Annotated in this window: 24 protein-coding genes and 1 pseudogene; 16 read left to right on the forward strand and 9 right to left on the reverse strand. The window is 69.1% G+C overall.

Going from position 1 to position 19,821, the window contains the following annotated elements; all coding sequences use genetic code 11:
- The coding region (locus tag ACREEF_RS00620; RefSeq protein WP_431563678.1) for a DUF6456 domain-containing protein at positions 1–524 on the forward strand (524 nt) is incomplete at its 5' end.
- A 94-nt stretch (positions 525–618) separates the two neighbouring features.
- Here the strand turns inward: ACREEF_RS00620 and ACREEF_RS00625 are convergent.
- A complete protein-coding gene (locus ACREEF_RS00625; protein WP_431563679.1) occupies positions 619–1,038 on the reverse strand; it encodes a hypothetical protein in 420 nt (139 codons plus the stop codon).
- A gap of 181 nt (positions 1,039–1,219) precedes the next feature.
- On the reverse strand, positions 1,220–2,059 hold the full coding sequence (locus ACREEF_RS00630; RefSeq protein WP_431563680.1) for a hypothetical protein: 840 nt from the start codon (positions 2,057–2,059) through the stop codon (positions 1,220–1,222).
- A 92-nt stretch (positions 2,060–2,151) separates the two neighbouring features.
- Here ACREEF_RS00630 and ACREEF_RS00635 point away from each other — a divergent pair, with 92 nt between their 5' ends.
- The 7 genes from ACREEF_RS00635 to ACREEF_RS00665 all read left to right on the forward strand — a co-directional run bounded on the left by ACREEF_RS00635 (position 2,152) and on the right by ACREEF_RS00665 (position 7,581).
- A complete protein-coding gene (locus ACREEF_RS00635) occupies positions 2,152–2,484 on the forward strand; it encodes a DUF1491 family protein (RefSeq protein WP_431563681.1) in 333 nt (110 codons plus the stop codon).
- Between the two features lie 328 nt (positions 2,485–2,812).
- Positions 2,813–3,193 carry a hypothetical protein gene (locus ACREEF_RS00640; protein ID WP_300196217.1) on the forward strand — a complete coding sequence of 127 codons (381 nt, stop codon included), beginning with the start codon at positions 2,813–2,815 and terminating at the stop codon, positions 3,191–3,193.
- Positions 3,194–3,263: 70 nt separating this feature from the next.
- Positions 3,264–4,826, forward strand: a complete 1,563-nt coding sequence (locus tag ACREEF_RS00645) for a tetratricopeptide repeat protein (protein ID WP_431563682.1) — start codon at positions 3,264–3,266, stop codon at positions 4,824–4,826.
- An 88-nt stretch (positions 4,827–4,914) separates the two neighbouring features.
- Positions 4,915–5,307 carry a YciI family protein gene (locus tag ACREEF_RS00650; protein ID WP_431563683.1) on the forward strand — a complete coding sequence of 131 codons (393 nt, stop codon included), beginning with the start codon at positions 4,915–4,917 and terminating at the stop codon, positions 5,305–5,307.
- Positions 5,304–6,539 (forward strand): RNA polymerase sigma factor, encoded by a 1,236-nt coding sequence (locus ACREEF_RS00655; protein WP_431563684.1) that lies wholly within the window; start codon positions 5,304–5,306, stop codon positions 6,537–6,539. Before ACREEF_RS00650 ends, ACREEF_RS00655 begins: the two co-directional genes overlap by 4 nt.
- A 203-nt stretch (positions 6,540–6,742) precedes the next feature.
- On the forward strand, positions 6,743–7,171 hold the full coding sequence (locus tag ACREEF_RS00660) for a VOC family protein (RefSeq protein ID WP_431563685.1): 429 nt from the start codon (positions 6,743–6,745) through the stop codon (positions 7,169–7,171).
- Positions 7,172–7,188: 17 nt separating this feature from the next.
- Positions 7,189–7,581: a VOC family protein gene (locus tag ACREEF_RS00665; RefSeq protein ID WP_431563686.1), complete on the forward strand. Its 393-nt coding sequence runs from the start codon at positions 7,189–7,191 to the stop codon at positions 7,579–7,581.
- Here the strand turns inward: ACREEF_RS00665 and ACREEF_RS00670 are convergent.
- Positions 7,578–7,715: a hypothetical protein gene (locus tag ACREEF_RS00670; RefSeq protein ID WP_431563687.1), complete on the reverse strand. Its 138-nt coding sequence runs from the start codon at positions 7,713–7,715 to the stop codon at positions 7,578–7,580. The two genes, ACREEF_RS00665 and ACREEF_RS00670, sit on opposite strands and share 4 nt — an antisense overlap.
- A gap of 199 nt (positions 7,716–7,914) precedes the next feature.
- Between ACREEF_RS00670 and ACREEF_RS00675 the strand changes: the two genes are divergently transcribed.
- The 3 genes from ACREEF_RS00675 (at position 7,915) to ACREEF_RS00685 (ending at position 12,636) form a co-directional block, all read left to right on the forward strand.
- Positions 7,915–9,579 (forward strand): DUF1570 domain-containing protein, encoded by a 1,665-nt coding sequence (locus ACREEF_RS00675; RefSeq protein ID WP_431563688.1) that lies wholly within the window; start codon positions 7,915–7,917, stop codon positions 9,577–9,579.
- 57 nt (positions 9,580–9,636) lie between these two features.
- On the forward strand, positions 9,637–11,295 hold the full coding sequence (locus tag ACREEF_RS00680) for a peptide chain release factor 3 (protein ID WP_431563689.1): 1,659 nt from the start codon (positions 9,637–9,639) through the stop codon (positions 11,293–11,295).
- Between the two features lie 87 nt (positions 11,296–11,382).
- Complete coding sequence (locus tag ACREEF_RS00685; RefSeq protein WP_431563690.1) at positions 11,383–12,636, forward strand: DUF1570 domain-containing protein; 1,254 nt, start codon at positions 11,383–11,385, stop codon at positions 12,634–12,636.
- A 54-nt stretch (positions 12,637–12,690) separates the two neighbouring features.
- On the opposite strand, the gene ACREEF_RS00690 is transcribed toward ACREEF_RS00685, so the two are convergent.
- The 3 genes and pseudogenes from ACREEF_RS00690 to ACREEF_RS00700 all read right to left on the reverse strand — a co-directional run bounded on the left by ACREEF_RS00690 (position 12,691) and on the right by ACREEF_RS00700 (position 14,134).
- On the reverse strand, positions 12,691–13,134 hold the full coding sequence (locus ACREEF_RS00690) for an SDR family oxidoreductase (RefSeq protein WP_431563802.1): 444 nt from the start codon (positions 13,132–13,134) through the stop codon (positions 12,691–12,693).
- Positions 13,050–13,469, reverse strand: a pseudogene (locus ACREEF_RS00695) (SDR family NAD(P)-dependent oxidoreductase); the annotation flags it as partial. The pseudogene ACREEF_RS00695 and the gene ACREEF_RS00690, both read right to left, overlap by 85 nt.
- A gap of 62 nt (positions 13,470–13,531) precedes the next feature.
- Positions 13,532–14,134: a YczE/YyaS/YitT family protein gene (locus ACREEF_RS00700; protein WP_431563691.1), complete on the reverse strand. Its 603-nt coding sequence runs from the start codon at positions 14,132–14,134 to the stop codon at positions 13,532–13,534.
- Positions 14,135–14,200: 66 nt separating this feature from the next.
- Between ACREEF_RS00700 and ACREEF_RS00705 the strand changes: the two genes are divergently transcribed.
- The 5 genes from ACREEF_RS00705 (at position 14,201) to ACREEF_RS00725 (ending at position 18,520) form a co-directional block, all read left to right on the forward strand.
- Positions 14,201–15,664, forward strand: a complete 1,464-nt coding sequence (locus ACREEF_RS00705; RefSeq protein ID WP_431563692.1) for a PLP-dependent aminotransferase family protein — start codon at positions 14,201–14,203, stop codon at positions 15,662–15,664.
- A 107-nt stretch (positions 15,665–15,771) separates the two neighbouring features.
- Positions 15,772–16,113: a hypothetical protein gene (locus ACREEF_RS00710; RefSeq protein ID WP_431563693.1), complete on the forward strand. Its 342-nt coding sequence runs from the start codon at positions 15,772–15,774 to the stop codon at positions 16,111–16,113.
- A 285-nt stretch (positions 16,114–16,398) separates the two neighbouring features.
- The gene (locus ACREEF_RS00715) at positions 16,399–17,649 is read left to right on the forward strand and encodes a hypothetical protein (protein ID WP_431563694.1); all 1,251 of its coding nucleotides are present in this window, start codon (positions 16,399–16,401) and stop codon (positions 17,647–17,649) included.
- An 88-nt stretch (positions 17,650–17,737) separates the two neighbouring features.
- The gene (gene grxD / locus ACREEF_RS00720) at positions 17,738–18,088 is read left to right on the forward strand and encodes a Grx4 family monothiol glutaredoxin (RefSeq protein WP_431563803.1); all 351 of its coding nucleotides are present in this window, start codon (positions 17,738–17,740) and stop codon (positions 18,086–18,088) included.
- Between the two features lie 6 nt (positions 18,089–18,094).
- A complete protein-coding gene (locus ACREEF_RS00725; RefSeq protein WP_431563695.1) occupies positions 18,095–18,520 on the forward strand; it encodes an acyl-CoA thioesterase in 426 nt (141 codons plus the stop codon).
- A gap of 1 nt (position 18,521) precedes the next feature.
- On the opposite strand, the gene ACREEF_RS00730 is transcribed toward ACREEF_RS00725, so the two are convergent.
- The 3 genes from ACREEF_RS00730 to ACREEF_RS00740 all read right to left on the reverse strand — a co-directional run bounded on the left by ACREEF_RS00730 (position 18,522) and on the right by ACREEF_RS00740 (position 19,786).
- Positions 18,522–19,019, reverse strand: coding sequence for a TonB family protein (locus tag ACREEF_RS00730; RefSeq protein ID WP_431563696.1), 498 nt, complete (start codon positions 19,017–19,019; stop codon positions 18,522–18,524).
- A gap of 250 nt (positions 19,020–19,269) precedes the next feature.
- Entirely contained in the window at positions 19,270–19,656 is a 387-nt protein-coding gene (locus tag ACREEF_RS00735; protein WP_431563697.1) for a hypothetical protein, read from the reverse strand.
- Between the two features lies 1 nt (position 19,657).
- A complete protein-coding gene (locus tag ACREEF_RS00740; RefSeq protein ID WP_431563698.1) occupies positions 19,658–19,786 on the reverse strand; it encodes a hypothetical protein in 129 nt (42 codons plus the stop codon).
- Positions 19,787–19,821: the final 35 nt, after the last annotated feature.

A 19,821-nucleotide genomic window follows, 5' to 3' on the forward strand; every position in this document is an offset into this window, starting at 1 on the left:
GCCCCGCGCCCGCGGCGAACGCCTCGCTCTCGCCCGGCCCGCCGCCGGGCTGCCCCGGTCTGATCGAGGGCGAGCGCCCCTTCATGGAGACCGACGGTCGCCTGACCAGCCGCCGCGCCAATCTGGGCGAGAGCCCCGTCGCCTGGCTGGCCCGACGCAAGGACGCCTCGGGCCGTCCCTGGCTGACCCCGGCCGAGGTGGCGGCGGGCGAACGCCTGCGCGCCGAGGCGGAAATCGCCCTCAGCGGCCCGTCGCTGACCATGCGCTGGGACGCCCTACCCCGCGCCGGCGGGGGCAGTTCAGCCCGCGTCGAGCCGAGCGACCGCGCCCTGTCGGCGTCCGCCCGCGTCGAGGCGGCGCTGAGCGCCTGCGGCCCGCGCCTGCGCGCCATGGTCGAACGCGTCTGCATCCACGGCACGTCGCTCAAGTTGGCCGAGGAGGCGCTGTTCCTGCGCCGCCGTCAGGGCAAGACGGTGCTGAAACAGGGACTGCAGGCCCTGGCCGAAGACTATGGATTCGGATGACAAAAATCGCGCGGCGCAGACGGGATAGCAGCCTTGCTTTAACGTCCGCCACGCTCGATTCCGCTGGCTTCATGTCGGCCGAGCGACGCGGACATTAATTCCCTTCGCGCTCCCATACGGTGCAGCGAGCGATCCAATGCTCTAACGCCGCGATCAAGGCCGCGTAGGACCGCGTCTCAAATTCGTGGACCTTCTGCGCCTCGGCGTCCAACGCGAACGGCACGTCGTTTCGCCGGCGTCCTCGGTCGGAACGAGGCCACGGCTGATAGGTCACAGTCAGGTAGAAAGCGCCTTCAGGATCGAATTCGGGGCTAAACTCAACGTCGATGTAAAAACGGCGCCCCTCGTTCGTGGCGCTGAACACCGATGAGCCGCCAATGCCTCCACGGTCGGCGGCCATCCCCACATCAAGCGTGTTCCAGCCGATCCGCCATCCAGCCGGGATGCGCAGCGGTTGCAGCTCAAGATATGCTCTGGAGTGAGGATAAAGCTCGTGGAAGTGAGGAGGCTGCATCCATCAATGTTACGTCTGAAACGACGATCCGCAACCGGCCAAGGCGCCGAAGAAGCGGGTTCGTGGAATCCGGTTCCAGGCAACCTGGAATGCTCGTTCCGGGGTCGGAAGCGGCCTTTCGCTTCACTTTTCTGAAGGTAGCGCCGGCGTGGTTGGCGACTAGCCGAACCGCCAACCGCCCCTAGATCGCCCCCATCGCCAGGAAGGCGCGGCCGGCGGCGAAGTCGCCGGCCTCGAAGCGGGCCGAGGCGACGCTGTCGTCGCGGAACAGGAACTCGATGACGAAGGTCTCGCGCGGGTCCAGTTGCGCCAGGGCGTTGGCGGCCTCGGCCGGAAAGATCCAGGCCTCGCCCTGGCGGGCGCCCTCGGTCAGCAGGCCCGGCGCAGCGGCGTGGGCCCAACCGGCGAAGAAGACCCGGCGCACCGATTCAGGCGGCAGACCGCCGCCGGTCAGCCACACCCGCGGCGCCATCTCACGGTCACGCATCACCAGCCGCGCCGCATAGGGCCGGGGCCCTCCGACAAAGGAGACCACGGCCGTCGGCACCGTGATCTTCGGTCCCGTTCCGACCAGTCCGAAGCGCACGGGCGAGCCGCCGGTCGCGCTGTCCTGGACCAGCCTCCAGCCGGTCGCTTCGCCTTCATAGCGGTCGCCGCGCCAGGCGGAACGGTCGCCGGGGAAGCTCATCCGGGCGGCGCGCGACCAGCCGACGAAGCCCGCCTGCACCCGCGCCCGCACCCGGCTCAGATCACCGTCGTCGCAGGCGGTGCGCGAGGCCTTGGACCGGGCTCGGGCCGCCGCCGCCGACAGGTCCGCCGCCGGGGTTCCCGCGCGCAATGCCGCGCCCCGCGCCTGAAGCGCCGCCGCGTCCAGGGCCGCGATCAGCTTCGGCTCGAACAGGTCGCACTTCTGATGGGCGGCCAGCATGAAGACGCGGTCGTAAAAGGCGTCGGTCACGGCCGCGCGCGCCGCGCCGACCGGCGCCGCCAGCGTCAGCGCGGCGAGCGTCGCGGCCAGCATTCTGCTGGCGGTTCGGGGGGAAAGGCCTATCCTCATGACCTCGACCTTAGGGCCGCAAGGTTCCGGTCCCGTGTCCAAGCAGGGTTAGCGAATTGCTTCTATCCACAGACGTCTGGGCCGGCGCCCTGATCCGCCGTGCCGAACTGGAGGGCGCCTACGCCACGGTGGTCAAGAAGGGCGACGCGCGCGGCGGGGCCGTGATCGTCAAGGCCTACAACACCGCCGACCGCACGGCGCGGCTCTATACCGAGGCGACCGGCCAGGACGGCCAGCCCCTGTGGATCCAGCCCGTCGTCAGCGAGATGGAGAGCGAGCTGGACGCCTATATCGAACGCCAGCGCCGCTACGACCCCGACCTCTGGGTGGTGGAGATCGAGGACCGCCAGGGCCGGCACTTCCTGACGGAGAAGGTGCAGGAGGGGTAGGCAGAGCGCACGTCTTTCCTCCCCATTCCATGGGGAGGTGGCGCGGCGCTGAAGGCGCCGTGACGGAGGGGGCGGCGCCGCCCTTTTCGAGTTCGCGCTCAAATGGCTGGCGGCGCCGTCGCCCCCTCCACCGCTACGCGGTCCCCCTCCCCACAAGTGGGGAGGAAAGAAGCGGCACCCCAAACGGGCCTCAAGCAGGCCGAAGGCCGGTAGGCCCCATAATAATGGTAACCGTCCTGTTCACCGCGTTCGTGAACGGGACCGCAAGCGAGACGGTCGTAAACCGGTCTCATCGGGCCAGAAGGGCCTGGGTAGCGGTGGACGGCCCATGCTGTTTCTCTTGAACGACGTCGTGTTCGATCTGGACGAGGCCTGCCCGGCCCCGAGCCATGACGTGCGGCGCTTCGAGAAGCTGGACTTCGACTATGTGCTGGAGATGGGCTGCGACCTGTTCGCCGAGGACCCGATGCTGCACCGGAACGACCCGGCCCGCGCGCGGCGTCTGGCCTGGCTGATCGCGCACAAGACCGAGGGCGTCAACGCCGCCCTGTTCGCCGCCCCCGACGCAGGATGCGCCCCCGAACTGGTCGAGCCGCGCTTCTGCGCCCTGCCCGAAATGATCATGCGCCAGCTTCAGTCCCGCGCCGCCCACGGCCGCCTGAGCGCCGTCGCCGCCGACAAGGCTGTCTGGGGACGCATGGCGGCCTGACGCCGCAACCCCTTTCGCGAAACAACAACGTTCGCTATCCCTGCCTCAAATCGCTTGGGGGAGCGCCGCCGTGAACATTTTCAATCGCTTGCTGAAACGCCTGAGCGCCGGCGCCGGTCTGGCCGTCGCCGCGGCCCTGGCCGCCGGGACGCTGGGCGTCGCCCCGGCCGAGGCGCGCTGGCTGAAGGCCGAAAGCGAACGCTTCATCGTCTATAGCGACGGCGGCGAGAGCAAGCTGCGCGAGTTCGTGCAGGAGCTGGAATCCTTCGACCGCTTCCTGCGCTATCGCATGGGGCTGGAGGTCGACGCCGCTCCGCCGCGCAAGCTGCCCATCTATCTGGTGGCCTCGCGCACCAGCCTGGCCAAGGTGCGTCCCGGTCTGTCCGAAAGCGTCGCCGGCTTCTACATGGCGACCGACGAAGACATCTTCGGCATCGCCATCCGCGACCAGGACGTGGACACGCTGAAGCATGAATACGCCCACCACTTCATGATGCAGAACTTCTCCTATCCCTATCCGGGATGGTTCGTGGAGGGGTTCGCCGAATACTACGCCACGGTCGAGATCGAGAAATCCCGCGTCCTGGTCGGCAAGTTCAATGAGAACCGCGCCTACTGGCTGCAGGCCGCGTCGTGGATGCCCATGGCGGAGCTGCTGTCCAAGCGGCCGCTGCAATCCAGCCGCAACAAGGAGACCTATTATCCGCTGGCCTGGCTGATGACCCACTGGTTCCTGGGCGACCCGGCGCGGCAACGGACGCTGGACGGCTATCTGCGCGACGTCGGCGCGGGCGGCGATCCGGTCGAGGCGATGGAGCGGGCGACGGGCCTCGACCCTATCGAGCTGCGCCGCACCCTGCGCCGCTACATGAACGGACGGATTCCCTATCAGGGCGTGACCGTGACCTATCCGGCCGTCCCGGTGACGGTGACGGAGCTGCCGCGCTCGGCCGACGACCTGCTGCTGCTCAACCAGAGACTCAAGATCGGCGTCGACGACGATCAGCGCGCCGCCACCGCCGAGGAAGTCCGCCGCGCCGCCGCCCGTCACCCCGACGATCCCCTGGCCCTGCTGGCCCTCGGCCACGCCGAGCTGCACTTCGGCGATCCGGCCGCCGCCGAGGCGCCGCTGAAGCGGCTGCTGGAGCTGGTGCCGAACAACGTCGAGGCCCTGCAATACCTGGCGCGCGCGCGGCTGAAGGCCGCCGACGACGCCGACGACCTGGAGGTTTCCGATCGCCTGCAGGCCGAGGCGCGCGGCTTCCTCGCCCGCGCCTACCGCGCCGACGACGCCAACTACGTCACCCTGCTGTTGATCGCCGAGAATCGGAACGGCGGCGAAGGCTATCCCAACGACAACGACGTGGCCGTGCTGGAGCAGGCCTTCGCCCTGGCCCCGCAACTGGGCGAGGCGCGCATCAACCTGGCCCAGGTGCTGATGATCAGGGACCGCAACGCCGAGGCCGTGACCCTGCTGGAGCCGCTGGTCAACGATCCGCACCGCCCGTCGTCGGGCGCCCGGGCCCTGCTGCTGCGGGCCAGGGGCGTCAGCGAGGCCGAAGCCGACGCCGAGGAGGCCGAAACCCTGAAGAAGGGCGAGGCGGAAGGCGAGGACGCCCCCACCGGAAACTGACCCAGGAACGACCTAGACGGTTTTTCTTCCCGCCGTCGTCGGCTGCGGCCATTCTGCTTCGTCGTCACGATGAAAGAGGGAGATCGCCGTGCTCTACGCCGTGCTTTGTTATGACCGCGAGGACGTGGTCGGGGCCTGGTCGAAGGAAGAGGACGAGGCCGTCATGGCCCGCCTCGGCGCCGTGCAGCAGCGTCTGGCCGATCAGGGCCGGATGGGGCCCGTGGCGCGCCTGTTGCCGACCACCGCCGCCACCACCATCCGCAAGGGCAAGGAGGCCATGGTGCTGGACGGCCCCTTCGCCGAGACCAAGGAGCAGTTGCTCGGCTTCTATCTGATCGAGTGCGAGGATCTGGATGCGGCGGTCGCCGCCGCCCAGGAGCTGGCCCAGGCCTCGGGCTCGCCCGGGGCCTTTGAGCTGCGGCCCGTCGGCTTCTTCCACGACTGGAAGGCCCAGCCGACCCTGGAAGCCGTCCCCGCGTGACCGACCTGGGCTGGATCGACGCGGCCCTGGTCGCCGCCCGGCCGCGGGCGGTGGGCGCCCTGCTGCGCTACTTCCGCGACCTCGATCTGGCCGAGGAGGCCTATCAGGACGCCTGCCTGAAGGCGCTGAAGACCTGGCCGGAGAAAGGCCCGCCGCGCGATCCGGCCGCCTGGCTGATCTTCGTGGGCCGAAACCTCGGCGTCGACGGGGTGCGGCGGCGAGCGAAACAGACCGCCCTGCCCGACGAGAATCATCTGTCCGACCTCGACGACGCCGAGACGCCGCTGGCCGAACAGATCGACGCCGCAGACTATCGCGACGACGTGCTGCGGCTCCTGTTCACCTGCTGCCACCCGGACCTGCCGGCGACGCAGCAGATCGCCCTGGCGTTGAGGATCGTCTCGGGCCTGTCGGTGCGCCAGATCGCGCGGGCCTTTCTGGTCGGCGAGGCGGCGATGGAGCAGCGCATCACCCGCGCCAAGAGCCGCATCGCCGCCGCCGGCGTCCCGTTCGAAACCCCCGGCCCCATCGAGCGGTCCGAGCGCCTCGGCGTGGTCGCCGCCATGGTCTATCTGGTGTTCAACGAGGGCTATACCGACCCGAATGTCGAGGGCGACCGCGCGGGCCTGACCGAGGAGGCCATCCGCCTGGGCCGGCTGCTGCTGCGCCTGTTCCCGGCCGAGCCCGAGATCATGGGCCTGAACGCCCTGATGCTGTTGCAGCACGCCCGGACGGGCGCCCGTTTCGACGGCGACGGCGCGGCCATCCTGCTGGACGATCAGGACCGATCGAAATGGGACCCGAAGCTGGTGCAGGAGGGTCTGGCCCTGATGGACAAGGCCCTGCGCCATCGCCGCCCCGGGCCGTATCAGGTCCAGGGCGCGGTCGCCGCCCTACACGCCCGCGCCGCTGCCGCCGCCGAGACCGACTGGACCTCGATCGAGCGCCTGTATGCGACGCTCGAGATCATGCAGCCCTCGCCGGTCGTCACCCTGAACCGGGCGGTGGCGGTGATGAAGGCGCGCGGCCCGGAGGCGGCGCTGGAAATGGTCGAGCCCTTAAGCGACCGGCTGGACGCCTACTTCTACTTCCACGGCCTGCGCGGCGCTCTGCTGAAGCAGTTGGACCGCCCGAAGGAGGCCCGCCACGCCTTCGACCGCGCCGTATCCCTGGCCAACACCCCCGCCGAGGCGGCGCATATTCGGAAAGAGATCGAGGGGCTGGGGGCGTGAGGGGCTTCAGCCGTCATCCCGGCCGGAGCCTCGCGGCGCGAGGCGCAGAGCCGGGACCGCCCAGAACGCGGCGTTTCCTGCGGTCCCGGATAGCGGCTGCGCCGCTTCCGGGATGACGGCGAAAAAACTAGCCGCCCGAATGTCGGCCCGCCGCGATCCCGTTCGTCCTATGGCCGTTCAACCAACACAGACGAGAGACCACGATGACCGAGACCCTGACCCAAACCCCGTCCCAGGCCCCCAAGGTCGAGACCAAGGGCGGACTGAACCCCTACCTCCAGCTCAGCAACGCCACCGAGGCCGCCGCCTTCTATGAAAAGGCCTTCGGCGCCAAGACCGTCTTCGCCTATCCGCAGGACGAGAAGGGCCGGACCATGCACGTCCACCTGCACGTCAACGGCTCGTCGCTGATGCTGTCCGACGCCTTCCCCGAGCACGGCCATCCGCATCAGGACCCGCAGGGCTACAACCTGACGCTGCAGGTCGACGACGCCGACGCCTGGGCGAAGCGGGCGCTGGCCGCCGGCTGCACCGAGGTCCTGCCGGTGCAGGATATGTTCTGGGGCGACCGCTACGGCCAGCTGCGCGACCCCTACGGCGTGCTGTGGGCCGTCAACCAGCCCCTGGCCTGACGCGAGGAGCCCCGACCATGCAGCTCAAGGGCATAGACCACGTCGTCATCCGCACCCTCGATCTGGAGGCGATGATCGACTTCTACTGCAATGTCCTGGGCTGCACGGTCGAGCGGCGGCAGGAGGAGATCGGCCTGATCCAGCTGCGCGCGGGATCGGCGCTGATCGACCTGGTTCCGGTCGAGGGCAAGCTGGGGCGGATGGGCGGCCGTCCGCCCGGCCCCGAGGGCCGCAACATGGACCATCTGTGCCTGGCCGTGCGCGACTTCGACATCGACGCCGTGCGCGCCGAGCTGCAAGGCCACGGCGTCGCCCTGGGGGCCGAGGGCCTGCGTTACGGGGCGTCGGGCGAGGCGGTGTCGCTCTATCTCAACGACCCCGACGGCAATGCGATCGAGCTGCGCGGCTAGAGGAAGCCGAACAGGACGTGCACCGCCGTCGCCGCCAGGGCGATGAGGCCGAAGCCGCAGACCAGACCGATTGCGGGGTGGAGTTCCCGTTCACTGCGCGCGGGCGGGACCTTGCCCGGATCCACCAGAGCCATGTCGTTTCCTTTCCCTTGCGGCGTCGATCTCATGGACCGGCGTCTCACGGAAACGAGGATGCCTACAAAAGCCCCGCTTCGCGAAGGGTCTTTCACGGCATCGTGACAATCGACGGCGAAGCCGCCCTTCGCGCGTCGAGCCCCTTTCTTCACACACCGCCGTTCGCTAATATCTCAAGCATAGCGGGGGAGATGATTCATGGGCGTTTTCAAGCAAGAGACGCGGCGTCTCCGCTGTTGGCTGGCGGGGATCGCGGCGGCGACGGCGGCCGGTCTGCTGGGCGCGCCCGCGGCCCAGGCGGAATGGCTCAGGGCCGAGACCGACCACTTCATCGTCTATGGCGACGCTTCGGAGGCGAGCCTGCGTCGCTACGCCCAGAAGGTCGAACGGTTCGACGCCTTGCTGCGCACCTATTATCCGATCGAGACGGACCACGTGATCCCCAAGCTCGAGATCTTCCTGGCCGACGGCCGGCGTGACATGAACCGCGTCTCGCCCGGCATCAGCGAGGGCGTGGCCGGCTACTATTCCCCCAACAGCGGCCGCATCTACACCGTGGTGGATACGCGCAGCCGCATGGGCGACGTCGTCATGTATCACGAGTACGCCCACCACTTCATGTTCCAGATGCGCGCCAACGCCTATCCGTCCTGGTTCGTGGAAGGCTTCGCCGAATACTACTCGACCGCTGACGTCGTCGGCGAACACGTGCAATTCGGCCGCCACAATCCGGGGCGCATGAACTCGCTCACCGGCGGGGCGAACACCTGGGCCGTCATGCCGGACGTGCTGAAGTGGCGGCTGACGGCGTCGGGCCGCTATCCGGCCCACCTCTATTACGCCCAGGCCTGGGCGATGACCCACTATTTCATGAGCACGCCCGAGCGCACCCAGGCGCTGGGCCGCTATCTGTCCGGGGTCGTCAGGGGCGAAGACTCCGTCGCCGCAATGCAGGCCGCCACGGAGCGGACGCCGGACAAACTGCAGAAAGACGTGTGGCGCTATGTCTCCGGCCCCATCAACATCCTGTCGCCCCAGATCGAACTGCCCGATCCCGAGGTGGCGATCACGCCGCTGAGCCGCGCCGAAGCCGATGCGATCTGGCTGGACATTCGTCTGGACAATACGGATGTGATCGAGACGCCCGCCGACGACGACGGCCGCACCCGAAAGTCCGAGGCCCAGAAGGCGCGCGAGGCGCGGGAAGAAGCCGAACATCGGGCCGAACTGATCCGCTCGGCCCTGGCCATGGCGGAAACCCATGGCGGCGACCATACGGGCCTGCTGCTCGCCGCGCGGGCGCACCGCCTCGCGCTCCGGCCGGACATGGCGCTGGCGACGCTGGAGCCCGCCCTCGACGACAACCTGACCGACGCCGACATCCTGCGGGTGGCGGCCATGGCCCTGCTGGATCAGGCCGGCGCCGAAACCGATCCGGAAGCCGCCCAGGCCAAGCGTCGCCGGGCCAGCGGATACCTGGCGCGCGCGATGGACGCCGCCCCCACGGATTTCCGCATCTACCTGGGCCTGAACGACACGCGTCGTGGACAGGCGCGCTATCCCACCGACAACGACATCTCGACGCTCGAGGTCGCCTACGCCCTGGCGCCTCAGTCGTTCGACGCGCGGCTGCGGCTCGGCGACGCCTATATGGCGCGCGGCCTGAACGCCGAGGCCATTCAGGTGCTGACGCCGGTGTCCAACAGCCCGCACCGCAGCACCTACACCCGTCGCGCCCGCGAAATGATCACCCGGGCGCGCGCCGCCTTGGGACAGGCGGCCGAGGAGTATGCGGAGGCGCCGCAAGACGCCGACGAGCCTGAAACGCCCGCCGCGCCGGAAACGGCGCCCGGGTCCGAATAGCGGCCCTGCCTGACGCGACAGAGTGACTTTCGCCGCCGCCCGCGCTAGGTCCGCGCCATGTCGAAACTGACCCTGCCTGAAGAGGCCGGCCGCCGCCGGACCTTCGCCATCATCGCTCACCCTGACGCCGGCAAGACGACGCTGACGGAGCATATCCTGCTGGCCGGCGGGGCCATTCGCGCGGCGGGCGCCGTGCGGGCGCGCGGCGAGAACCGGCGGACGCAGTCCGACTGGATGAAGATCGAGAAGGAACGGGGCATCTCGGTCTCGGCCTCGGTCATGACGTTCGAGCACACCACCGCCGATGGCGTGGCCAAGATGTTCAACCTGCTGGACACGCCAGGCCACGAAGACTTCTCGGAAGACACCTATCGCACCCTGACCGCCGCCGACTGCGCCATCATGGTGCTGGACGCCGCCAAGGGCATTGAGCCGCAGACGTTGAAGCTGTTCGAGGTCTGCCGTCTGCGCGACATTCCGATCATCACCTTCATCAACAAGCTGGACCGCGAGGCCCAGGACCCGATGGCCCTGCTGGACGAGATCGCCAGCCGCCTGCAACTGGACCCGGCCCCGATCTGGTGGCCCGCCGAGAGCGGAAATCGCCTCAGGGGCATGGTCGAGATGGGCACCGGCACGTTCCAGCCCTACACCAAAAAGCCCGCCGGCGCGGCCGAAGACCCCGGCCACCCCGAGGCCCTGCCCCTGGCCGACGCCGCCCGCTACTTCGAGGCCGGCGAGCATGAGGCCCTGATGGAGGCCCAGGAACTGGTCGAGGCCGGCTATCCGGCCTTCAACCGCCAGTCCTTCCTGGAAGGCCACATGACGCCGGTGCTGTGGGGCTCGGCCCTGCGCCACTTCGGCATCGACGAACTGCTGGCCGCCATCGGCGAATGGGCGCCGCCGCCCAAGGTCATGCCCGCCAGCAAGGAAGCCCCGCCCGAGACCCGCAACGCTCCCGCCCCGGTCGAGATCGCGATCGAGCCCGGCCAGACCGAAGTCACCGGCTTCGTCTTCAAGGTCCAGGCCAACATGGACCCCAACCACCGCGACCGCATCGCCATGTTCCGCATGGCCTCGGGCAGCTTCAAGCGCGGCATGAAGCTGAAGGTGCAGAACACCGGCAAGCAGCTCAGCGTCAACGCCCCCATCATGTTCTTCGCCTCGGACCGTGAACTGGCCGAGGACGCCTATGCCGGCGACGTCATCGGCATTCCCAACCACGGGGTGCTGCGCGTCGGCGACAGCCTGTCGGAAAGCGGCATGATCCGCTTTGCAGGCCTGCCCAACTTCGCCCCGGAAATCCTGCAGCGCGTCCGCGTCAAGGACCCGCTGAAGGCCAAGCACCTGAAGAAGGCGCTGGAAGGTCTGGCCGAGGAAGGCGTGACCCAGCTGTTCCGCCCCGAACTGGGCTCGGACTTCATCGTCGGCGCCGTCGGCCAGCTGCAGTTCGAGGTCATGGCCGACCGCCTGGGCGAGGAATACAACCTCGACGTCGTCTTCGAGCCCTCGCCCTACGCCGAGGCCCGCTGGGTCGCCCCGACCGGCGACGGGACCAAGGCCGACCTGGAAGACTTCGCCGGCAAATATCGCCCGCAGATGGCCGTCGACATCGACCAGGCCCCGGTCTTCCTGGCCAAGTCCAGCTGGGAAACGGGCTACGTCTCCGAACGCTTCCCCAAGATCGCCTTCACCAAGACCAAGGAACGCGGCTGACCCTCACGACGACCATCGGAGCTTAACCTCAGGCTGGACCGCGCCCCCTAAACGAGGCTTAGTGACGGCTCTCGGGGGAGGTTCGTCTTGTCATCAGCTGTCCATCGTCTTCTGCTTGCTCTGGTGTTGATCACCTTGACGCCAGCGTCCGCATTCGCGGAGTGGAAGCGCGCCCAAAGCGAGCATTTCGTCGTCTACAGCGACGGCTCGGAGCGTTCGTTGCGCGACTATACGGCCAAGCTCGAACGCTTTGACGCACTCCTGACGTCCCGTTTCGGCGGTGCCCGCGCGGAGGCGCGCCGACTGCCGGTCTATCTCGTGTCCGATGCGAAGGCGTTGCGCGTGGCCATACCGGGCCTTCCCTCCGGCATCGCCGGCTACTACTCCTCGAGCAATACCGACGTTTTCGCCGTCCTTGTGCGGGGCGAGAGCGACGACATCCTGCTCCACGAATACAGCCATCACGTCATGGCCCGGGCCGGCGACACGCGGTATCCGGGCTGGTTCAATGAGGGCTTCGCCGAATATTTCGCCACGGCGACGGTGACCGAGGCGGGATCGGCGTCGTTCGGACTGCCCGATCCGGGGCGTCTGCGCGCCCTGCAAACCGAGCGCTGGTTGCCCATGGACGTCGTGCTGCGCGCGGACGGCTCCCTGGCAATTGACAGCGAGACGGGACGGGGGATGTACTACGCTCAGTCTTGGGCCCTGACCCACTGGCTGCTGGCCGATGCGGCCCGGATCCGAAACCTCTCAGCCTATGTCAGGGCGGTCAACGGCGGTCATGACCCCGTCGCGGCCTGGCAGGCGATCTTCGCCATAACGCCCGATCAGCTGACGGCCCAGCTTCGCACCCACGTCCGGGGCTCTCTCTCCTACGCCAAGCTCGACATGCCGCCGATCAGGCCGGTCATCACGGTGACGACCCTGTCGCCCGCCGCCGATGCGGTCATGCTGCCGGCGATCAACGCCCGGTCGTGGAATCCTGCGGAAACCGACGGCCCCAAGCTTCTGGCGACGCTGCGGACGGCCGCCGCCCGTTTCCCCGACGATCCCCTGGCCCTGGTCGCGCTGGGTCGCGCCGAAAAACGCTGGGGAGACCCGGTCGCCGCCGAGAGGGCGCTGACCAGCGCGCTCGAACGCCAGGGCGACAATGTCGAGGGCCTCATCCTGATGGCGGACCTGGCGACGGAGCGCGGGTTGGCTGCGTCAGACGAGGCCGAACAGACACGGCAACTGGATCTGGCGCAGGACTTCCTTCACCGCGCCCTGGAGGCTGACCCCACCGATGGCCGGGTCTACAGCGCGCAGGCCAGATTCCGCCGGGGCGGGTTCCGCTAAGCCATGGTCGCGGCGCCCGCCGTCACAAAGACGAAGGAACAGTGCTGACCCTCCTCAGGTCTTGCTGATCGACACCCCGCCGTCGACCAGCATGGCCGTTCCGGTCATGAAGCTGGAGGCGTCGGAGGCCAGGAACAGGGCGACGCGGGCGATCTCGTCCGGCGTCGCCATCCGCTTCAGGGCGTGCATCCCCTCGACGAAGGCGATGATCTCGGGCGTGTGGGCGAACTCGCGCCCGGCCTCAGTGTCGGTGCCGCCGGGCAGCAGGCAGTTGCTGCGCACGCCCCGCGCCCCGAACTCGGCGGCGATGACCCGCGACAGGCCGACCAGCCCCGCCTTGGCCCCCGCAAGGCCGCCATGCCCGGCATGCCGATGGCGTGGCCGACGAAGGTCGAGGTGAAGATCAGCGAGCCGCCGCCCCGCTCCAACATCGCCGGGATCTGATGCTTGGCCCCGAGGAAAGCCGCCGTCAGGTTGATGTCCAGCGTGTCCCGCCAGCGCTCCAGCGCGATCTCCGGGGTCGGCTCATTGGCGCCGATCGCGCCTGCATTGTTCAGGGCCACATCCAGACCGCCGAACCGCTCGACCGCCGTCCGCACCAGCCGCTCGGCCAGAGCCTCGTCACGAATGTCGCCCGGCACGGCGACGGCGCGGCCGCCCTCGGCCTCGATGTCCGCAACCAGAGCCGCAAGCTCGGCCTCGCGCCGGGCGGTGACCACCACCGCCGCGCCTTCGCGCGCGAGCAGGCGAGCGGCGGCGGCCCCGATGCCGGAACTGGCTCCGGTGATGACGGCGACCTTGTCAGTGAGAGCAGGCATGACGACCTCGTGCATGGTTGAGGCCGCCTTCCTTTCATGCCGCAAGAGTGCGGTCTGGCGGTCTTCGGACGCCGCGTTCAGGTCGAGGGCGCGGGACTGACCTCGGCCTTCGGGGCGATCTCGAAGCGGGCCATGAACCACTGGACCAGAGGGCCGTTGGCCAGGGCGTAGAGGACGGTGCCGACCCCGGCCACGCCGCCCAGCAGCCAGCCGATGGCCAGGACCCCGACCTCGATCGCCGTGCGCGCCCAGCCGATGCGCCAGCCGGTGATGCGCACCAGCCCCGTGGTCAGGCCGTCGCGCGGACCGGGGCCTAGGCCGGCGCCGATATAGGCCGCCGTCGCCGCGCCGTTCAGCACGATAGCCGCGACCAGAAAGGCGATCCGCAGCGCCAGACCCTCGATGGGCGGCAGGGCCCACAGGGCGACATCCGCCGCCGTGCCGATGAGCAGGACGTTGCAGATCGTGCCGACGCCCGGCTTCTGGCGCAGGGGGATCCAGATCAGCAGCACCAGCGCCCCGACCAGATTGACGATCATCCCGAGGCTGATACCCGTCCGTTCCGACAGGCCCTGATGCAGGACGCTCCACGGATTGAGGCCGAGGTCCGCCCGGACCATCAGGGCCAGGGACGCCCCGTAGAGCAGCAGGCCGATTTGAAGCTGGATGAAGCGACGCATGAACATGGGGCCATACAGGCGATAATTGGCCTTGTTTTATAGAGCCGCTTTGGCGAGGGTGGCCTTATGCGCGACCTCCTCGTCAACGCCGCCTCCCTGTCGCGTCAGCTGAACGGCTGGCGCGGGCCCGACGGCGAGCCCGCCTATCGCCGCCTGTCCGAAGCGTTGAAACTGCTGATCCTCGACGGGCGACTGTCGCTGAACGCGCGCCTGCCGGGCGAGCGGCGCCTGGCCGAGACCCTGGGCGTCAGCCGCATCACCGTCAGCGCGGCGCTGGACCGGCTGCGGGCCGAGGGCTTTGTCGTCAGCCGGACCGGATCGGGCAGCGTCACCGCCCTGCCCGCCAGCGCCGCCTCGCGGCCCGTGCGGCTGGACGGGCCGATGCAGGGCCACGACACGCCCGGCGTCATCGACATGGCCACCGCCTCCATGCCCGCCGACGAACAGGTCCACGCCGCCTACGCCCGCGCGCTGGAGGCCCTGCCCGCCCATCTGCCGGGTCGCGGCTATGAGCCGGTGGGGATCGAGGCCCTGCGCCGCGTCGTCGCCGACCGCTACGCCGCCGAGGGTCTGGCGACGTCGCCCGATCAGATCGTGGTCACGGCGGGGGCGCTGGGGGCGCTGGCCATCCTGCTGCGAGCCACGACCCGGCCCAGCGACCGGGCGGTGGTCGAGCACCCCGGCTATCCTCACGCGCTGGACGCCCTGGTGCAGGCCGGGCTGGACCTGACGCCGGTGGCCATGACGCCGCTGGGCTGGGACATGGACGGGATGCTGGCCGCCATCGCCCGCGTCAGGCCTCGGCTGGTCTATCTGATCGGTGCGCACCAGAACCCGACCGGCCACGTCCTGTCGACGGACGACGAGGCGGCGCTGGCCGCCGCCGCCGCCCGCGTCGGCGCCCTGCTGGTGCTGGACGACACCCTGCGCGAGCTGTGGTTCGACCGCCCGCCGCCCCCGCCTGTCGATCACGGCCCGCACGTCGTGCGGCTGGGCTCGACCAGCAAGCCCTACTGGGGCGGTCTGAGGGTCGGCTGGCTGCGCGCCCATGCGGCCGTGGTCGATAGGGTGCTGCGCAGCCGCCCGTCGCTGGACCTTGGCGTTCCGGTCATGGAGCAGCTGGCCGCCGCCGTCCTGCTGAGCGGCGATCCCGCCCCGCTGGAGGCGCGGCGCCGGACCATCGCGCGCCAGGAAACCCATCTGCGCGCCCGGCTGGCCGAGGCTCTGCCGGACTGGAAGACGCGCCGTCCCGAGGGCGGCCTGTCGCTCTGGGTCGAACTGCCCCGGCCCGACAGCACCCGACTGGCCCTGGCCGCGCCGGATCATGGGGTGCGCATCGCGCCGGGCGTGCGTTTCGGGATCAACGGCGCCTATGAGCGCTTCCTGCGCCTGCCGTTCAGCCGCCACGAGGCCGATCTGGACCGCGCGGTCGAAGGCTTGACCTCAGCCTGGCGGATGCTGGACCGCGGCCCATCGCACAAGGCGGTGAAACGAGCGGCGCCCCCCAGTACCGCGGAAGCGGTGTTTTGACGCTGCAACCAAGACTTTATAGAAACGTGTCTTTCATCTGTTACGATACCATTGTTCTCTAGAAGGAGTGCGACGCTGTTCTTCCCCGGGGCGTCGCGGAGTCTCTGATGTTCATCGCCGTCGTCACCGCCGCGCTCGCGATTCTGGGTCCGTCCCAGACGACCCGGCTCGTCTCCTATGACGAGGCGGTGCGGTGCGCCGGGCTGACCCAGGCGGCGTCGGAGCTGGAGGGCGGCGAAAGCCGCTACGGCCGCGCCCTCTATGACGCGGCCCTCTACTGGTCGCTGGCGGCGATGCAGGCCGCGACCGCGGCCGGACGCGACCCGACCCTAGCCGAAAACGACCAGACCCGCGCCCGCCTCGATTCGGTCCGTCGCCTGTCGACGGGCGAGGCCGACGCCCGCGCCGTGCTGGTGCGCTGCCGCCAGAAGACGCCGCGCCTGGGCTAGCGGACGACGACCGCCCTTTCCTCCCCATTCCATGGGGAGGTGGCGCGGCGCACAGCCCCGTGACGGAGGGGGCGGCGCAGCGATCTCAGGGTCAGGCTCAGTAACTGGAGGACGGCGTCACCCCCTCCACCGCTACGCGGTCCCCCTCCCCATGGAATGGGGAGGAAAGCCAACCGTCGAATTTCGCACATATGCTCAAGTCGAACCCATCCGGCGGCGCTGCGTTTGCTTGTGCGTCTGCAGGATCGCGCTCGCGATCCCGAAGCGGGACGACGAAGGTCTGGAATGTTCGAATTCGGCAGAGATCTGCGACGGTTGTTCGAGAAGGCGCGCGACAGCGATGATCTCGGCTGGCTGGAGCTGGTCGGTCTGGGTCTGGTCGAGGTCGAGGCCCGGCAGCAGACGGTCGACGCCGGCCGCGTCTCCTGCCCCCGCCCGCATGACGCGGCCCTGCGCGCCTCGGCCCTGTGGCGCGAGCACGCCCGCCGCTGCGGCGCCGCCACCAGTCTGGAGAAGGCCGAGGCCGCCGCGCGCGACGCCGCCCGCCACGCCCGCAACGACGACGAGACCATCCGCGCGACGCTGGAACTGGCCCAAACCGGGATGCTGGCCTTCGACCTGTGCGGCGAGCCCGCGCGGATCGAGGCGGTCCTGAAGCTGCTGGCCGCCCTGCCCGTCGCCCGGCGCGGCGACACCGCCGCCGCCGCCGCGGCCCTGCACGCCCGGCTGCGGGCGCGTCAGGCGTCGATCTCGGGCGACCCGGCCGCCCTGCACGAGGCCGCGCGCCTGCTGGACGCCGCCCTGCACGGGCTGAAGGGCGCCCAGCGTCCTCTGGAGGACGACCTGCGGATGGACCGCGCCGCCCTGGCGCTGGAGACCGGTCTGGCCGCGCGCGACCCGCGCCTGCTGGACCAGGCGGGACAGGACCTGCGCGCCCTGGTCGAGGCCGCTGCGCCCGAACAGCGCCCCCTCAGCCGCGCCCGCGCCCTGGCCCTGTGCGCGGCCGGGATGGCGGCTCTGGCCGCCATCGCCGGCGACGTCACGGCCCGCGATCAGGCCCACGCCCTGTTCGACGCCGCCGCCGACCAGTTCACCCCCGACCACAGCCCGCTGGACTGGGCCGCCATCCAGGTGCTGCGCGCCGAGCGCGAGACCCTGCCCCTGCTGGTGCTGGTCCAGGCCGAGGCCCTGACCGAAGGCGGCGGACTGGTTTTGGGCGCCCTGGCCCACGAACGCCGGGTGGCGCAGGAAACCTCGCTGGCCAGCTCAGTCGGCGACCTGTCGGCCCTGCTGGAGATCGAGACAGGGCTGAGGCGGCGCCTGACCCGGCCCTCGGTGGTCTCGACCCCGCTGGACTGGGCCTCGGACCAGATCGGCATGGCCCGGATCGCCCTGGCCCGCGCCCGCTGGACCGGCCAGACGCCGCGCGAACTGGGTCTGATGCTGGTCGAGGCCGCCGCCACCGCCCGCGAACACGGCGCCCCGGCCCTGGCCCAGCGCGCCGAACGCCTGGCGCGGGCGCCCGAAGCCGTCTGAGCTCTTACGCCGCAGCGGCCTTGACCCGGCCCCATTGGGCGCCTAGCTGACGGGCTTCTCTGAAAGGCCCCTTACCGTGACCGATCAAATGACCGCAGAAGCCGCCGCCGACCCCGTCCACGCCTTCATCGCCGCCACCGTGGCCGAGCATGACGTGGTCCTGTTCATGAAGGGCACGCCGGATTCGCCGCGCTGTGGCTTCTCCTCGCTGGCGGTGCAGATTCTCGACCACGTGGGCGCGGCCTTCGTCGGCGTCGACGTGCTTCAGGACGAAGCCCTGCGCGACGGCATCAAGAGCTTCACCGACTGGCCGACCATTCCGCAGCTCTACGTCAAGGGCGAGTTCGTCGGCGGTTCGGACATCGTGCGCGAGATGTTCCAGGCCGGCGAGCTTCAGGCCCTGATGGTCGAAAAGGGCGTCGCCCTCGGCGAGGCTTAAAGCCTAATGGCCCGGCCGCAGCTGACCCCGCGCGAGGACCGCGAGGTCTTCGTCGTCTCGCTGGACGTGCGGCCGGAGCACATCGACGAGAACAACCACGTCAACAACGTCGTCTATGTCGGCTGGCTGCAGGACGTCGGCACAGCCCACTGGAACGCGCGCTTCGACGAGGAGACGCGGGCGAAATGGTCCTGGGTCGCCCTGAGGCACGAGATCGACTACCTGCGCGCCATCGCGCCGGGCGCAACCGGCGTCGTCGCCCGCACCTGGGTCGGCGCCCCGCAAGGCCCGCGCTTCAACCGCTATGTCCGTATCGAAGACGGCGAAGGCCGCCTGTGCGCGCAAGGCGTCTCGGAATGGTGCCTGGTCGACGCCGCCACCCTGCGGCCCGCCCGCATCCCCGCGGAGATGCTGGGAGCGTTTGCGGCTTAGGTCACCGCATCAGGCGAGACAGCAGTTGCAGATAGCTCTGTTGCGGCTTGCTTTCGCACTGCTCGATTGTGGCGTCGTAGGCCGAACGTATCTTGGCTCCCTGTCCCACGGCCGCTTCCAGACCGGCTCGAACACCTTCGGCTCTAGATCTCGCCAACACGACAAAGCCGACCGTTGCGGTGTAGATCGGCGCATCCTCACGGGTCCGCTCCGGCCATGCAGCCTCGTACCAGCGCAGCTGACGAACAAATTCGTCGCATTTGGTTTCGAGAATACCCGTCGGATTAAACTGTACCGTCAACAGGAACCGCCGAACCTCTGAGCCAGCTGGAATTTTCGCCTCTCCGACCGCAGCCAGCGCTTCGGCGTCTAGAAGATCGGAGCGCGACGATTCGACGATTTTGACCGACTCCGCCGCACCATCTGGCTGAAAGCTCACCTCAATCAAAGCACTGCCGGTATGACCCGCAGCCTTACCCGCTTCGCTAAACCCGGGCATGGGTCTTGGATATCGTCTTGGCGGCGGTTCAGCCGGAGCGATCACAGCGGGCGGCGGCGCCGCTACCTCTGGCGCAATCGAAGCCTGCGCTTCCTGAACCGCCAAGAGCATTATGAGACTGAACATAGTCGTGACCTTCCCCCAAGCGGGACACGCTTGGCCAAGATCGACGATACTTCAACTCAAATTCGAAAAGATTGTCCGTACCTTACCCCCTCATCACGCAGCGGAGAGGGGGTAAGCCTCAGCCTTACAAACTGATCGGGTTCAGCACGCGGACGACGGCGCCGGTTTCCAGGCCCAGTTCGGCGTAGGTCCAGCTGACGGTCTTGCCTTCCGGAACCAGGGCCTTGCACAGGTCCGGCGCACGGCGAGTCAGGGTCAATTCGGCCGGGTCGCCGTCCTTGATCTTGACCTCGAAGCTGGACACCTCGGTGCAGCCGTTCGAACCGACCACGACGTTCAGACGCTGGCCGTCGAAGTCGACCTTGCGGACGGCTTCCAGGGCTTCGGTCTGGGCGGACACGCGGTCCGAGGCGGCGACCGTGATCTTCTCCCCGCCCTCGTTCGAATAGATGACGCAGCCGCCCAGCAGCGGCAGCAGGGCGACGGCGGCGAGCGCGGGCAGAAGACGCATTTTAGTTGGCCTCGGCCGGCGACGAGTGGATGACGCGGGTGGTCGGCTTTTCGCTGGCGATGATGATGCAGCCCGACAGCATGGGCGCGGCGACGGCGGCGACGGCGAGAGCGATGATGAGACGGCGCATAGGTGTTCCCCTTGTTGGCTGACGGCAACCTGCCA

Origin of the sequence: Brevundimonas sp. (genome assembly GCF_050729455.1) — a bacterium.
Lineage (GTDB): Bacteria > Pseudomonadota > Alphaproteobacteria > Caulobacterales > Caulobacteraceae > Brevundimonas.

Bases quoted from the DNA above. Each gene is read 5' to 3' on its own strand.
- ACREEF_RS00625 (WP_431563679.1), bottom strand. From the start codon at position 1,038: ATGCAGCCTCCTCACTTCCACGAGCTTTATCCTCACTCCAGAGCATAT.
- ACREEF_RS00630 (WP_431563680.1), bottom strand. From the start codon at position 2,059: ATGCTGGCCGCGACGCTCGCCGCGCTGACGCTGGCGGCGCCGGTCGGC.
- ACREEF_RS00640 (WP_300196217.1), top strand. From the start codon at position 2,813: ATGCTGTTTCTCTTGAACGACGTCGTGTTCGATCTGGACGAGGCCTGC.
- ACREEF_RS00660 (WP_431563685.1), top strand. From the start codon at position 6,743: ATGACCGAGACCCTGACCCAAACCCCGTCCCAGGCCCCCAAGGTCGAG.
- ACREEF_RS00665 (WP_431563686.1), top strand. From the start codon at position 7,189: ATGCAGCTCAAGGGCATAGACCACGTCGTCATCCGCACCCTCGATCTG.
- ACREEF_RS00670 (WP_431563687.1), bottom strand. From the start codon at position 7,715: ATGGCTCTGGTGGATCCGGGCAAGGTCCCGCCCGCGCGCAGTGAACGG.
- ACREEF_RS00675 (WP_431563688.1), top strand. From the start codon at position 7,915: ATGGGCGTTTTCAAGCAAGAGACGCGGCGTCTCCGCTGTTGGCTGGCG.
- ACREEF_RS00680 (WP_431563689.1), top strand. From the start codon at position 9,637: ATGTCGAAACTGACCCTGCCTGAAGAGGCCGGCCGCCGCCGGACCTTC.
- ACREEF_RS00700 (WP_431563691.1), bottom strand. From the start codon at position 14,134: ATGCGTCGCTTCATCCAGCTTCAAATCGGCCTGCTGCTCTACGGGGCG.
- ACREEF_RS00705 (WP_431563692.1), top strand. From the start codon at position 14,201: ATGCGCGACCTCCTCGTCAACGCCGCCTCCCTGTCGCGTCAGCTGAAC.
- ACREEF_RS00710 (WP_431563693.1), top strand. From the start codon at position 15,772: ATGTTCATCGCCGTCGTCACCGCCGCGCTCGCGATTCTGGGTCCGTCC.
- ACREEF_RS00715 (WP_431563694.1), top strand. From the start codon at position 16,399: ATGTTCGAATTCGGCAGAGATCTGCGACGGTTGTTCGAGAAGGCGCGC.
- grxD (WP_431563803.1), top strand. From the start codon at position 17,738: ATGACCGCAGAAGCCGCCGCCGACCCCGTCCACGCCTTCATCGCCGCC.
- ACREEF_RS00725 (WP_431563695.1), top strand. From the start codon at position 18,095: ATGGCCCGGCCGCAGCTGACCCCGCGCGAGGACCGCGAGGTCTTCGTC.
- ACREEF_RS00730 (WP_431563696.1), bottom strand. From the start codon at position 19,019: ATGCCCGGGTTTAGCGAAGCGGGTAAGGCTGCGGGTCATACCGGCAGT.
- ACREEF_RS00735 (WP_431563697.1), bottom strand. From the start codon at position 19,656: ATGCGTCTTCTGCCCGCGCTCGCCGCCGTCGCCCTGCTGCCGCTGCTG.
- ACREEF_RS00740 (WP_431563698.1), bottom strand. From the start codon at position 19,786: ATGCGCCGTCTCATCATCGCTCTCGCCGTCGCCGCCGTCGCCGCGCCC.